Here is a 13,012-nt window from a genome sequence, read left to right as displayed (position 1 = left end):
CCCCGTCACCCGGAAGCCGGGTATCGGGGCGCCTCTCCGGCGTCCGGTGCCGCTCAGACCGACACGGGGACCTGTTCCTGGTGGTCGTCCTTCTCGCGGCCGCCCGGCAGGATGCGGGCCAGCCAGTGCGAGCGTCCCGCGGCCAGCGGCGCGAGGACGGCGAGCAGGAGGACGTAACCGGCGATGAACGGCGAGAGCCGCTCGTCCAGACCGGCGGCTGCCGCCATCGTGGCCAGGATGAGCGCGAACTCACCGCGGGCCACCAGCGTGGTGGCGATGTTGGCCGTGGCCTGCGCGCCGAAGGAGTAGACCTTCGCCGCCGCGAAACCGGCCGCGATGTTCATGGCGAGCGTCAGCACGACGGCCGCCAGCACCGGCCACAGCACGCTCGGAAGGTCGCCCGGATCGATGGAGAGGCCGAAGGCGAAGAAGAAGATGGCGCCGAAGGCGTCCCGCAGCGGGTGCACCAGCTTGAGGATGCGGTCGGCGGACGAGGTGGAGCCGAGCATCAGGCCGACCATGAAGGCGCCGATGGCGTCGGCCACGCCGAACATCTCGGAGACGCCGGCGACGAAGACCGCCACACCGAGGAACGAGATGACGAGCAGCTCGTCGTCCTTGGTGTTCATGAGCTTGCCGATGAGCTTCGTGCCGAACCGGGCCGCCAGCGCGAGGAGCAGCAGGAAGCCGAAGGCCTTGCCGCCGTCGATCAGCGCGGCCGAGAGGCTGTCCGCACCGGACAGGATCGGCTGGAGCGCGGCCAGGTAGAGGGCGAGGAAGATGTCCTCGACGACGATGATGCCGAGGATCGGCCGGGTCTCCGGATTCCCGATGCGCCCCAGGTCCACCAGGATCTTGGTGACGATCGCGGACGAGGAGATACCGAGGACACCGGCGAGGACCAGCGCCTCGGACGTGCCCCAGCCCAGCGCGAAACCGAAGACGAGGCCGGCGCCGACGTTCAGGGCGAGATACGTCCCGCCCGCGACGGCCATCTTCCGGCCGCCCGTCCTGAGATCGTCCATGTGGAACTCGAGCCCCAGGTAGAAGAGCAGGAGGACGAGTCCCAGCGCGGAGAGCATCTCCAGGTCGTGCGGGTTCGAGAGGAGGGTGTAACCGGGGGTGTGCGGGCCGAGGAGGATCCCGGCCAGGATGAACAGGGGGATCGTCGGCAGCCCGATGCGGCCGCCGAGACGGGCGAGGACGGCAGCGGCCAGGAAGGCGCCGCCCATGGCGAGGAGGGTGTCTGCGTGTCCGATGAGCCTGATCCTTCGGGGTCGGGTCACGTGCGGGTCAAGGGGGCATCAAGAATCCATCAGTAATTAGTTTACCGAACGATTGACCCTGCAACTATGGGCGCGGCACGTTGTCAGCATTTGTCCGCTTGTTCCGTCGGGGATCTCGGCGTCAACGGGCGCGCACCCGGCGCGGGTTCGGACGCGGAGCCGGATCCGGCCCCCACTGTGGCCGTAGGGTCGGCCCATGACCGGACCCCAGTTGAGCGTCTCCGCAGTGGAGGCCATCGCCCGCGAGGCCCACGCGCACCGGACCGACAAGGCCGGCCGCCCGTACGAGGAACACCTGGCGGCGGTGGCCGAAGGCGTACGGGTGCGGGGCGGCGACGACGGGCAGATCGCGGCGGCCTGGCTGCACGACGCGATCGAGGACGGCGCGCTCTCCGCCGCGTGGCTGACGGGCGCCCCCCTGCCCCAGCGGGTGAAGGACATGGTCCTGGCGGTGACCAAGCGGCCCGGTGAGGCGCTGACCTCGTACGCCGCGCGGATCCTGGCCACTCCGGGGGCGCTGCTCGTCAAGGAGGCGGACCTCGCCCACAACGCGGATCCCGCCCGCCTCGCGGTCCTGGACGCGGCGACCCGTACCCGGTTGGCGGCGAAGTATGCGCAGGTGCGGGGCCTGCTGGGGCTGCCCGGCGGTGAACTGCCCCTGGACCGAAAGAATTCGGCCAACCCGGAAACGCGCTGATCCATCCGTGGCCGCCCACGGGCGGGTCGGCCACGGATGGATCGGGTGAGCACGGCCGGGGCGCGGGACCCGGAGGCCGGGGCGGGGCAGAAGCCGGGGGCCCGAGGGCTCAGCGCTTCGCGGGGGCCTTCCGGAACGCCCAGGCCATGTCCGGCTCGGTGGCCCACTTCAGCGCTCGGCCCACCGGCGGGGTGCACAGGAGCGTCACCGCCGCCGCGGCCGTGAGGGAGACGACGACGAGGCCGACCGGGTCGGCGAGCCAGGTGTGGCGGTCGAACAGGCCCGCGTACTCGGCCCCCTTGACCAGGAAGCCGTGCAGCAGGTAGCCGCAGATCGTTCCGGCGCCGAGCACCGTGAACCACCGGGCCCTGCCGGGCACCCAGGCCAGGAAGCCGATCGTCAGCACCAGCGCGCAGCCGAACATCGCGAGCGTCATCACCGCGCCCGACCACCACGGGGCGCCCATCTCCTGCGCGCTGTTGGCGCGGTAGAACCAGCCGAGCTGCATGCGCGGGGCGACCCAGTACGCGAAGAGCAGCGCGCCCGCGAACAGGGGCACGGACAGCAGGCGCACCTCGCGCCGCCTGATCAGCTGGAAGTGCTCCGGTTTCATCAACAGGCCGAGCACGAAGAACGGCAGGAACTGCAGCACCCGCTGGAGATCGAGGTCGTCGCCGATCTCGGGGGAGATCGAGGCGAGCGCGGCGATGCCGAGCGCCACCGGCAGGGGATGGCGCAGCGACAGCCAGATCGGCGTGGTCACCCGCCAGATGAACAGGGCGATGAGGAACCAGGTCAAGTAGAACGGGTCGATCAGGCTGATCGCCATGTCCGGCGCGTCGTCCGCGTACCGCTTGAAGAGCGAATAGGCCGTCTCGAACAGCACGTACGGCACCACGACCCCGGTGATCAGCCGCTTCACCTTGGGGGCCGTCATGTCGAAGGTCCGGGAGAAGTAGCCGGAGATGAGGATGAAGGCCGGCATGTGGAACGCGTACACGATCATGTACAGCGCCCAGGTGGCGCGACTGCCGTCCATCACGGGTTCCCAGGCGTGCGCCACGGCGACGAGAACGATGGCCAGATACTTCACATTGTCGAAGTAGGGATCACGTTTTCTCGCCGCTGCGGGTGCCGGAGCGGCGGCGCCGGGGGCGGCGGTCCCGTGCGCGGGCCGGGGGGCGGTGGCGGTGGGTGTCTGCGCGCGTCTGGGCTCCGACCCCTGGGTCGCCGGGGGGAGCGGGGCCCTCTGAAATACGCTCGGAGCTGGGAACATCTCAGGCACCTTAGACCGGTCGATTGCCTTGCGTAAAACCGCGGGGAGATATCGCGCGTTCCCCTCTATTCGAATGTGAAACCGTCGAACACGGTCCGATATGACCTACTTGATCCCGATGAAATGGCGCATATCGCCCGCGAGTTGGCGAGGGTGAATTACGTCGCACCCTTCCCCCAATTGACTGTGGATGAAGTGTGGGGATACGGAAACGATCGCTGGAGCGGATATTCGGCCGCCGCGATTTCACAGCCGACGCACAGGGTGGCGGCGGACGGCCCGCCCTCCGCCCGTGGCCCGCCCGCATCCCGTGCGCCGGGCGGCTCCGGGGCGCCGCGCGCCCTCGCCCCGTGCTCCTCGCCGTGACGGCGGCGGCCGTGAAGGATGGCGGGATCCGGTCACCCCGTTCCGTCACCCGGCAGCACCCACGGGGGAGTTGGTGGCACGATGGGGTGCGACGGGGCGCGCGGCTGTGCACGCTTCCGGGCCGGCAAGGCGGACCGACCGAGGGTGTGATCAGACGTGGCTATTTCACTGTCGATGGTGCTGCTGTTCGCGGTCATCCTGGTGGTGATGATCCGTAGCGGGTCCATCAAGCCCGGCCCCGCGCTCGTCGCCGTGCTCTTCGGCTTCTTCCTGGCGTCGACCGGCATGGCGCCGTCGATCAACAGGTTCATGAACTCGATAGCCGACACCATCAACCAGATCAGCTTCTGAGCGGGACGCCCCGCGCGCCGTCCGGCCGCTGGGGCGTCGTGCCGCGCGGACGTACAACGCGCGAGGGCCGGGCCGGAGGATCATCCTCCGGCCCGGCCCTCGGCCACGTGGAGCGGGCGACGGGAATCGAACCCGCGTAGCTAGTTTGGAAGACTAGGGCTCTACCATTGAGCTACGCCCGCATGCACCGCACCGTAGGTCCGTGGACCGCGGCACGAACAGCATCGTAGCGGGTCGGCGGCGGTGTCCGCACACCTGTTGTGCCGGCCGCCGGACCGAACCGCGTCGAACCGCTCCGTGAAGCGGCGTATCCGCGGTCGCCGTGCATGTACCCTACGTGTCGCACCGACGGGGTGTGGCGCAGCTTGGTAGCGCGTCCGCTTTGGGAGCGGAAGGTCGTCGGTTCGAATCCGGCCACCCCGACCACCGGCAAGATCGCGTTGTGGGAGTCATCCTCCTTGCCGTTACTATGCAAAATGCGTGCCCGTGTGTCTGATGTACCGGGCTCGGTCCGCGAAGCCGCCACTCGGCGGCCCAGCAGAACCCCAAGAAGTCAGCCACCAAGGAGACCGAACCGTGAAGAGCGCCGTGGAGACCCTGAACCCGACCCGGGTTCGGCTCAGCATCGAGGTGCCCTTCGAGGAGCTCAAGGACAGCCTCGACGCGGCGTACAAGAAGATCAACCAGCAGGTCACGGTGAAGGGCTTCCGCAAGGGCAAGATCCCCGCCCGCGTCATCGACCAGCGGTTCGGCCGCGGTGCGGTGCTGGAGGAGGCCGTCAACGACGCCCTCCCGAAGTTCTACACCGAGGCGGTCAACGAGGGTGAGCTGAACGTCCTCGGCCAGCCCGAGGTCGACATCACCGAACTGAAGGACGGCGAGCTGCTGGCCTTCACCGCCGAGGTTGACGTACGCCCCGAGATCGAGATCCCGGACTACTCCGGCATCGAGGTCACCGTCGACGCCCTCGAGGTCACCGACGAAGAGGTCGAGAAGGCCGTGGAGCAGCTCCGCGAGCGCTTCGCCTCCACCAACCCGGTCGAGCGCGCCGCCGCCGACGGCGACGTCGTCACGATCGACCTGGAGGCCAAGGTCGACGGAGAGGTCCTGGAGGACGGCGTGGCCGCCGGTGTCTCGTACACCATCGGTTCCGGCGAGCTCCTCGACGGCATCGACGAGGCCGTGACCGGCCTGGAGGCCGGTGGCGAGGCCACCTTCACCTCGCAGCTGAAGGGCGGCTCCGCCGAGGGCAAGGACGCGGAGGTCACCGTCAAGGTCACCGCCGTCGCCGCCCGCGAGCTCCCCGAGCTGGACGACGACTTCGCCCAGATGGCCAGCGAGTTCGACACGCTGGAGGAGCTGAAGGCCGACAGCCGCAAGCGCCTGGAGACCACCAAGCAGTACGACCAGGCCACCCAGGCCCAGGAGCGCGTCCTGGAGGAGCTGCTGAAGCTCGCCGAGGTCCCGATCCCGGAGAAGCTGCTCGCGGACGAGGTCCAGACCCGCAAGCACAACCTGGAGCACCACCAGCTCGGTCAGATGGGCCTCGACCTCGAGAAGTACCTCGAGATCCAGGGCAAGACCCTGGAGGAGTTCGAGAACGAGACCTCCGAGCAGGCCGTCAAGGGCATCAAGACCCAGTTCCTCCTCGACGAGATCGTCAACAAGGAGAAGCTGAACGTCAACCAGGAGGAGCTCACCGAGCACCTCATGCGCCGTGCCGCCTCCTCCGGCATGAGCCCCGACCAGTTCGCCCAGGCGGTCGTCGAGGGCGGCCAGGTGCCGATGCTCGTCGGCGAGGTCGCCCGCGGCAAGGCGCTCGCCGTCGTCGTCGAGGCCGCCAAGGTCGTCGACACCAACGGTGAGGTCGTCGACCTGGAGGACGACGAGGACGAGGCCGCCGAGGCCACGGAGACGGCCGAGGCCGCCACCGAGGAGAAGGCGGACGAGAAGTCCGAGGAGAAGAACGAGGCCTGAGCCTCGCCCTCCTCGGCGGCAGCCTCGCGCTGATCGTCACGACGGGCCCCGGACGCACCGCGCGTCCGGGGCCCGTCGCCGTACCGCGTCGTATCGCCGTGCGGGCCCGGAACCCGTGTGCGCCCTGCGGAGCTTGCGCTCCCAGCGAACAGTTGGGGAAGCGGGATGGCGTTGTCCCACCTGCGCGTTAGGGTCCATGAAGAGGAAGGGTGGGGCAGTGACTTCACCCGCCCGGTACGAAGACGCTGAGACGGCCGGAGCCGTCAGAGACGAGCAGGTGGATACGTGACGAATCTGATGCCCTACGCCGCCGGAGAGCCGTCCCTCGGTGGAGGCCTCGGTGACCAGGTCTACAGCCGACTGCTCGGCGAGCGCATCATCTTCCTCGGTCAGCAGGTCGACGATGACATCGCCAACAAGATCACCGCACAGCTCCTCCTCCTTGCCGCTGAACCCGACAAGGACATCTACCTCTACATCAACAGCCCCGGCGGTTCGGTGACGGCCGGCATGGCGGTCTACGACACCATGCAGTACATCCCGAACGACGTCGTCACCATCGGCATGGGCATGGCCGCCTCCATGGGCCAGTTCCTGCTCACCGGCGGCGCCGCGGGCAAGCGCTTCGCGCTCCCGAACACCGACATCCTGATGCACCAGGGCTCGGCCGGTATCGGCGGTACGGCCTCGGACATCAAGATCCAGGCGCAGTACCTGCTCCGCACCAAGACGCGCATGGCCGAGATCACCGCTCACCACTCCGGCCAGACCGTCGAGACGATCATCCGCGACGGCGACCGCGACCGCTGGTACACGGCGGAGGAGGCCAAGGACTACGGCCTCATCGACGAGATCATCACGGTCGCGTCGGGCATCCCGGGCGGCGGCGGCACCGGTGCCTGATCCGGTTCCCACCGGACCTGCGGCACCACTCCCGCACCCCCCTCTCGTACGCCGAGACCTCCAGCCCCAGAACGCCACCAGGATGGTGAACACCCACATGAACAACTTCCCCGGCGCCTCCGCGAGCGGCCTCTACACCGGCCCGCAGGTGGACAACCGCTACGTCGTCCCGCGCTTCGTGGAGCGCACGTCGCAGGGCGTGCGCGAGTACGACCCGTACGCGAAGCTCTTCGAGGAGCGCGTGATCTTCCTGGGCGTCCAGATCGACGACGCCTCGGCCAACGACGTCATGGCGCAGCTGCTGTGCCTGGAGTCGATGGACCCCGACCGGGACATCTCGATCTACATCAACAGCCCCGGCGGATCGTTCACCGCGCTCACCGCGATCTACGACACGATGCAGTTCGTGAAGCCGGACATCCAGACGGTCTGCATGGGCCAGGCGGCCTCGGCCGCCGCCGTCCTGCTCGCCGCGGGCACTCCGGGCAAGCGCATGGCGCTCCCGCACGCGCGGGTGCTCATCCACCAGCCGTCCTCGCAGACCGGCCGCGAGCAGCTCTCCGACCTGGAGATCGCGGCCAACGAGATCCTCCGCATGCGCTCGCAGCTGGAGGAGATGCTGGCCCGCCACTCGACGACCCCGCTGGAGAAGATCCGCGAGGACATCGAGCGCGACAAGATCCTCACGGCCGAGGACGCCCTGGCGTACGGTCTGGTGGACCAGATCGTTTCCACCCGCAAGACCACCGCGGGCGCATCGCTCTGACGTCGGTCTTTCCCCTTGGCACATGCCGTTCGCACGACCACGGCCGTGTGAACCGTGCCAAGGGGGGGCCCGAACGGGGGGCCAGGCAAGGTACCGTCGGATAGAGGCACCAGGAGCCGCTGAACCAGGCGTCTCCCAGGCGAAGGGGAAGCACCTCGTGGCACGCATCGGTGATGGCGGCGACCTGCTCAAGTGCTCGTTCTGCGGAAAGAGCCAGAAGCAGGTGAAGAAGCTCATCGCGGGACCCGGTGTCTACATCTGCGACGAGTGCATCGATCTCTGCAACGAGATCATCGAGGAGGAACTCGCGGAGACGAGCGAGGTGCGCTGGGAGGAGCTTCCCAAGCCCCGCGAGATCTACGAGTTCCTGGAGGGGTACGTCGTCGGGCAGGAGCCCGCGAAGAAGGCCCTCTCCGTCGCGGTGTACAACCACTACAAGCGGGTCCAGGCCGGGGAGAACGGCGGCGGTTCGGGTCGTGAGGACGCGATCGAGCTCGCCAAGTCGAACATCCTCCTGCTGGGCCCCACGGGCTCCGGCAAGACGCTGCTCGCGCAGACGCTGGCCCGCATGCTCAACGTCCCGTTCGCCATCGCGGACGCCACCGCGCTGACGGAGGCCGGCTACGTCGGCGAGGACGTCGAGAACATCCTGCTCAAGCTGATCCAGGCGGCGGACTACGACGTCAAGAAGGCCGAGACCGGGATCATCTACATCGACGAGATCGACAAGGTCGCCCGCAAGAGCGAGAACCCGTCGATCACCCGCGATGTCTCCGGCGAGGGCGTGCAGCAGGCGCTGCTGAAGATCCTGGAGGGCACCACCGCCTCCGTCCCGCCGCAGGGCGGACGCAAGCACCCGCACCAGGAGTTCATCCAGATCGACACGACGAACGTGCTGTTCATCGTGGGCGGCGCGTTCTCCGGCCTGGAGAAGATCATCGAGTCACGGGCCGGCGCCAAGGGCATCGGCTTCGGCGCCACGATCCGCTCCAAGCGGGAGATCCAGGCGAGCGACCAGTTCCAGGAGGTCATGCCGGAGGACCTGGTGAAGTTCGGGATGATCCCCGAGTTCATCGGCCGCCTCCCCGTGCTGACCTCGGTCCACAACCTGGACCGCGAGGCCCTGCTCCAGATTCTCAGCGAGCCGCGCAACGCCCTGGTCAAGCAGTACCAGCGCCTCTTCGAACTCGACGGTGTGGAGCTGGACTTCGAGCGCGAGGCGCTGGAAGCCATCGCCGACCAGGCGATCCTGCGCCAGACCGGCGCCCGCGGTCTGCGAGCGATCATGGAGGAAGTCCTCCAGTCCGTGATGTACGAGGTCCCGTCCCGCAAGGATGTCGCCCGCGTCGTCATCACCCCGGACGTCGTCCGGAACAACGTCAACCCGACGCTGGTCCCGCGCGAGCCGCGCACGATCGGCAAGAACGACGGCGGCCGGCACGAGAAGTCCGCGTAGCCGCACCCGGGACGCGAACGCCGAGAGGGGCGCCCACCGGTTCGACCGGCGGGCGCCCCTCTCGCGTCGGGCGGTCAGATCTTGGTGCGGGCGGTGTTGTAGAGCTTGGCGGTGAGCGCGGCGGCGTCCTCCTTGGGCACGCCCTTACCGGCCAGCGCCAGGAGCTTGTCCGCGGACGTCGTGACACCGGCCGTGCTGTAGTCGGCCCAGACGCAGATGGCGAGCACGAAGGACTGGGGCCCCTTCGCGGCGGTGCCGGTGGCCTTCTTGTTGGTCATCTTGAGGTCCTGGCACTTCATCACCGCGCCCTCGAACCCTTCCGGCTCGAAGACCTCGGCCGAACCGACGAGTTCGATCTCCACGTCCTCGCCGCCCGACTTCGCGTCCTTCTCGGCGTCCACGAAGGCGTTGTTGACCACCTTGGCCGGGTCGTCGATCTCACCCCAGAAACCCTGGAAGTTGATCACCTTGGTTGCGGCGCTCCCGGTGCCCACCGAGTAGTCGGCCTTCGCCGTGCTGGGGTTCTTGATGCCCAGCGCCTCGACCTCCGCCTTCTCGCTGCCGGTCAGAGGGGCGCTGAGAACGGGCTTCGAGACGTCACGCTTGTAGGCGTCGACCGCGTCCGGAGGCGTGATCTTGTAGCCCCTGGTCGCCTCGGACACGTCCGAGTTGCTGACCTTCTCGCCCGAGGTGAGGAAGTACACCCCGCCCGCGATGACCGCCAGCGCCACCACGGCGACCCCGACGATCAGCCCGGTCTTCTTCTTCGGCTGCTGCGGCTGCCCGCCGTACGGAGGCTGCCCGCCGTACGGAGGCTGCCCCCCGTACTGCGGACCGGGCGGCTGCTGACCGTACGGGCCCGGCTGCTGCGCCTGCGGGTAGCCGTAGCCCTGCTGCGGCGGCTGGGGCTGCGCGTACGGGTTCGGCTGCTGCGGGGGGACGCCCTGCGGGGCCTGCTGCGGGTAGCCGTAACCGGGCCCGCCCTGCGGCGGCGGGGCTCCGTACGGGCCCGGCTGCTGTCCGTACGGTCCGGGCTGGCCCTGCGGCGGCTGCCCACCGTACGGGCCCGGCTGGTTGTAACTCATCGGGGTGTCCCCTCCAGTTTTCCTCGGGCCGGCCGACACGTGGAGGGCAGCCCTTATGCGTTGCCAACATCCTGACGGAAACTGCCCCGCCACGGGTGACCGGGCCGGACACCGTTACCGAACCCATCCGTTTCAGTGCAGTCCTGTGACGGCCCTAAACTGTCCCCGTGACCGAGAACTCATCGCAGCAGCCAGCCAGCAACCCCGAACTGCCGACCACGTATGCGCCGGCCGACGTAGAGGGGAAGCTGTACGAGCGCTGGGTAGAGCGTGGTTACTTCGAAGCCGACGCCAAGAGCGAGAAGCCCCCGTACACCATCGTCATCCCGCCGCCCAACGTCACCGGCGCCCTCCACCTGGGCCACGCCTTCCAGGTCACGCTGATGGACGCCCTGACCCGCCGCAAGCGGATGCAGGGCTTCGAGACGCTGTGGCTGCCCGGCATGGACCACGCCGGCATCGCCACCCAGAACAAGGTGGAGCAGCAGCTCGGCGAGGAGGGCAAGTCCCGCCACGACATCGGGCGGGAAGCGTTCACCGAGCGCGTCTGGCAGTGGAAGGACGAGTACGGCGGCCGCATCCTCGGCCAGCTGCGCCGTCTCGGCGCCGGTCTCGACTGGTCGCGCGAGCGGTTCACCATGGACGAGGGCCTCTCCCGCGCCGTCCAGAAGATCTTCAAGGACCTCTACGACGACGGTCTGATCTACCGCGCCGAGCGCATCATCAACTGGTGCCCGCGGTGCCTCACCGCCATCTCGGACATCGAGGTGGACTACCAGGAGGACGACGGCGAGCTGGTCTCCCTCCGGTACGGCGAGGGCGACGAGACCCTGGTCGTCGCCACCACCCGCGTCGAGACGATGCTCGGCGACACCGCCGTCGCCGTGCACCCCGACGACGAGCGGTACGCCCATCTCATCGGCAAGCGCATCAAGCTGCCGCTCACCGACCGCACGATCCCGGTCGTCGCCGACACCCACGTCGACCCGGAGTTCGGCACCGGCGCCGTCAAGGTGACCCCGGCGCACGACCCGAACGACTTCGCGATCGGCCAGCGCCACGACCTGGAGTCCCTGACGGTCATGGACGAGCGCGGTGTCATCACCGTGCCCGGCCCCTTCCAGGGACTCGACCGCTTCGAGGCGCGCTCCGCCATCGTCGCGGCGCTGCGCGAACAGGGCCGCGTCGTCGCGGAGAAGCGCCCGTACGTCCACTCGGTCGGGCACTGCTCCCGCTGCAAGACCACCATCGAGCCGCGCCTCTCCCTCCAGTGGTGGGTCAAGGTCGACACCCTCGCCAAGGCCGCCGGCGACGCGGTCCGCGACGGGCGGGTCGCCCTCCACCCCAAGGAGATGGAGAAGCGGTACTTCGACTGGGTCGACAACCTCAACGACTGGTGCATCTCCCGCCAGCTCTGGTGGGGCCACCGCATCCCCGTCTGGTACGGCCCCGACGGCGAGGTCGTCTGCGTCGGCCCCGACGAGGAGCCGCCCACCGGCGAGGGCTGGACCCGGGACGAGGACGTCCTCGACACCTGGTTCTCCTCGGGCCTGTGGCCGTTCTCCACGCTCGGCTGGCCCGAACAGACCCCGGACCTGGAGAAGTTCTACTCCACGGACGTCCTGCTCACCGGCCACGACATCATCTTCTTCTGGGTCGTCCGGATGATGATGTTCGGCCTGTACGCGATGGACGGCGAGGTGCCCTTCAAGACGGTCGCCCTCACCGGCCTGGTCCGCGACGAGTTCGGCAAGAAGATGTCGAAGTCCAACCCGAACGCGGTCGACCCGATCGACTGGATGGACGCCTACGGCTCGGACGCCGTCCGCTTCACCCTGGCCAACGGCGCCAACCCGGGCGCCGACGTCCCGATCGGTGAGGACTGGGTCAAGGCGTCCCGGAACTTCGCCAACAAGATCTGGAACGCCACCCGTTTCGCCCTGATGAACGGCGCGACGATCGAGGGCCCGCTGCCGGACCCGTCGCAGATGACGGCCACCGACCGCTGGATCCTCTCCCGGCTCAACGAGACCGTCGCGGACGTCGACCGCTACTACGACGACTTCCAGTTCGCGAAGATCTCCGACGCGCTCTACCACTTCGCGTGGGACGAGGTCTTCGACTGGTACGTCGAGCTGTCGAAGACGACGTTCTTCGCGGGTGGCGAGCAGGCCAAGGTCTCCGGCCGGGTCCTCGGCGAGGTCCTCGACGTCACCCTGCGCCTGCTCCACCCGATCGTCCCGTTCGTCACGGAGACCCTGTGGACCACGCTGACCGGCGGCGAGTCCGTCGTCGTCGCCGCGTGGCCCGCCGACTCCGGCTTCCGTGACGAGGCGGCCGAGAAGGAGATCGAGCTGGTCCAGCAGGTCGTCACCGAGGTCCGCCGCTTCAAGGGCGACCAGGGTCTCAAGCCCGGCCAGCGGGTCCCGGCGGAGCTGACCCTGACCGGCACGGCGCTCGCCCCGCACGAGCCCGCGATCCGTCAGCTGCTGCGCCTGGAAGCGGCCGGGGACGGCTTCAGCGCCACCGCCTCCCTCCCGGTCGCCGGAGCCACGGTCGCGCTGGACCTGTCCGGCACCATCGACGTGGCGGCCGAGCGCAAGCGCCTCACGAAGGACCTGGAGGCGGCGAAGAAGGAGAAGGCCCAGGCGGAGGGCAAGCTCGGCAACGAGGCCTTCCTCGCCAAGGCCCCGGACCAGGTGGTCGACAAGATCCGCGGCCGGCTCGCCAAGGCCGAGGCCGACATCGAGCGGATCGGCGCCCAGCTGGCGGGTCTCCCGCAGAGCTGATGAGCTGAGGGCGAAGCCCCCGCGCACCCGACCGACCGGGCGCGCGGGGGCTTCGCCGTA

The 13,012-nt window shown here is 68.9% G+C and carries 10 protein-coding genes and 2 tRNA genes; 8 read left to right on the top strand and 4 right to left on the bottom strand.

Annotated elements, in window-relative coordinates; all coding sequences use genetic code 11:
* Window positions 1-53 precede the first annotated feature (53 nt).
* Complete coding sequence (locus QFZ71_RS08560) at window positions 54-1,232, bottom strand: cation:proton antiporter (RefSeq protein ID WP_307667656.1); 1,179 nt, start codon at window positions 1,230-1,232, stop codon at window positions 54-56.
* Window positions 1,233-1,482: 250 nt separating this feature from the next.
* Between QFZ71_RS08560 and QFZ71_RS08555 the strand changes: the two genes are divergently transcribed.
* Window positions 1,483-1,983 (top strand): HD domain-containing protein, encoded by a 501-nt coding sequence (locus QFZ71_RS08555; RefSeq protein WP_307667655.1) that lies wholly within the window; start codon window positions 1,483-1,485, stop codon window positions 1,981-1,983.
* Between the two features lie 109 nt (window positions 1,984-2,092).
* Here QFZ71_RS08555 and QFZ71_RS08550 read toward each other — a convergent pair whose 3' ends face one another.
* Window positions 2,093-3,259, bottom strand: a complete 1,167-nt coding sequence (locus tag QFZ71_RS08550) for an acyltransferase family protein (RefSeq protein ID WP_307667654.1) — start codon at window positions 3,257-3,259, stop codon at window positions 2,093-2,095.
* 522 nt (window positions 3,260-3,781) lie between these two features.
* Between QFZ71_RS08550 and QFZ71_RS08545 the strand changes: the two genes are divergently transcribed.
* Window positions 3,782-3,976, top strand: coding sequence for a hypothetical protein (locus QFZ71_RS08545; RefSeq protein WP_012380975.1), 195 nt, complete (start codon window positions 3,782-3,784; stop codon window positions 3,974-3,976).
* A 108-nt stretch (window positions 3,977-4,084) separates the two neighbouring features.
* Here QFZ71_RS08545 and QFZ71_RS08540 read toward each other — a convergent pair.
* A tRNA-Gly gene (locus QFZ71_RS08540) sits at window positions 4,085-4,158 on the bottom strand.
* A gap of 167 nt (window positions 4,159-4,325) precedes the next feature.
* On the opposite strand from QFZ71_RS08540, the gene QFZ71_RS08535 reads away from it, so the two are divergent.
* The 5 genes from QFZ71_RS08535 (at window position 4,326) to clpX (ending at window position 9,078) form a co-directional block, all read left to right on the top strand.
* Window positions 4,326-4,402: transfer RNA gene (locus tag QFZ71_RS08535), tRNA-Pro, on the top strand.
* A gap of 150 nt (window positions 4,403-4,552) precedes the next feature.
* A complete protein-coding gene (tig, locus tag QFZ71_RS08530; RefSeq protein ID WP_307667653.1) occupies window positions 4,553-5,953 on the top strand; it encodes a trigger factor in 1,401 nt (466 codons plus the stop codon).
* Window positions 5,954-6,250: 297 nt separating this feature from the next.
* Window positions 6,251-6,856: an ATP-dependent Clp protease proteolytic subunit gene (locus QFZ71_RS08525; RefSeq protein WP_018511477.1), complete on the top strand. Its 606-nt coding sequence runs from the start codon at window positions 6,251-6,253 to the stop codon at window positions 6,854-6,856.
* Between the two features lie 82 nt (window positions 6,857-6,938).
* On the top strand, window positions 6,939-7,622 hold the full coding sequence (locus QFZ71_RS08520) for an ATP-dependent Clp protease proteolytic subunit (protein ID WP_307667652.1): 684 nt from the start codon (window positions 6,939-6,941) through the stop codon (window positions 7,620-7,622).
* 157 nt (window positions 7,623-7,779) lie between these two features.
* Window positions 7,780-9,078, top strand: a complete 1,299-nt coding sequence (clpX, locus tag QFZ71_RS08515; RefSeq protein WP_307667651.1) for an ATP-dependent Clp protease ATP-binding subunit ClpX — start codon at window positions 7,780-7,782, stop codon at window positions 9,076-9,078.
* A gap of 74 nt (window positions 9,079-9,152) precedes the next feature.
* On the opposite strand, the gene QFZ71_RS08510 is transcribed toward clpX, so the two are convergent.
* The gene (locus tag QFZ71_RS08510; protein WP_307667650.1) at window positions 9,153-10,163 is read right to left on the bottom strand and encodes a hypothetical protein; all 1,011 of its coding nucleotides are present in this window, start codon (window positions 10,161-10,163) and stop codon (window positions 9,153-9,155) included.
* Window positions 10,164-10,330: 167 nt separating this feature from the next.
* Between QFZ71_RS08510 and QFZ71_RS08505 the strand changes: the two genes are divergently transcribed.
* Entirely contained in the window at window positions 10,331-12,952 is a 2,622-nt protein-coding gene (locus QFZ71_RS08505) for a valine--tRNA ligase (RefSeq protein WP_307667649.1), read from the top strand.
* The last annotated feature ends 60 nt before the right edge of the window (window positions 12,953-13,012 follow it).

It is taken from the genome of Streptomyces sp. V2I9, assembly GCF_030817475.1.
In the GTDB taxonomy this organism is placed as follows: Bacteria; Actinomycetota; Actinomycetes; order Streptomycetales; family Streptomycetaceae; genus Streptomyces.
This window is presented reverse-complemented; position numbering and strand designations above follow the sequence as displayed.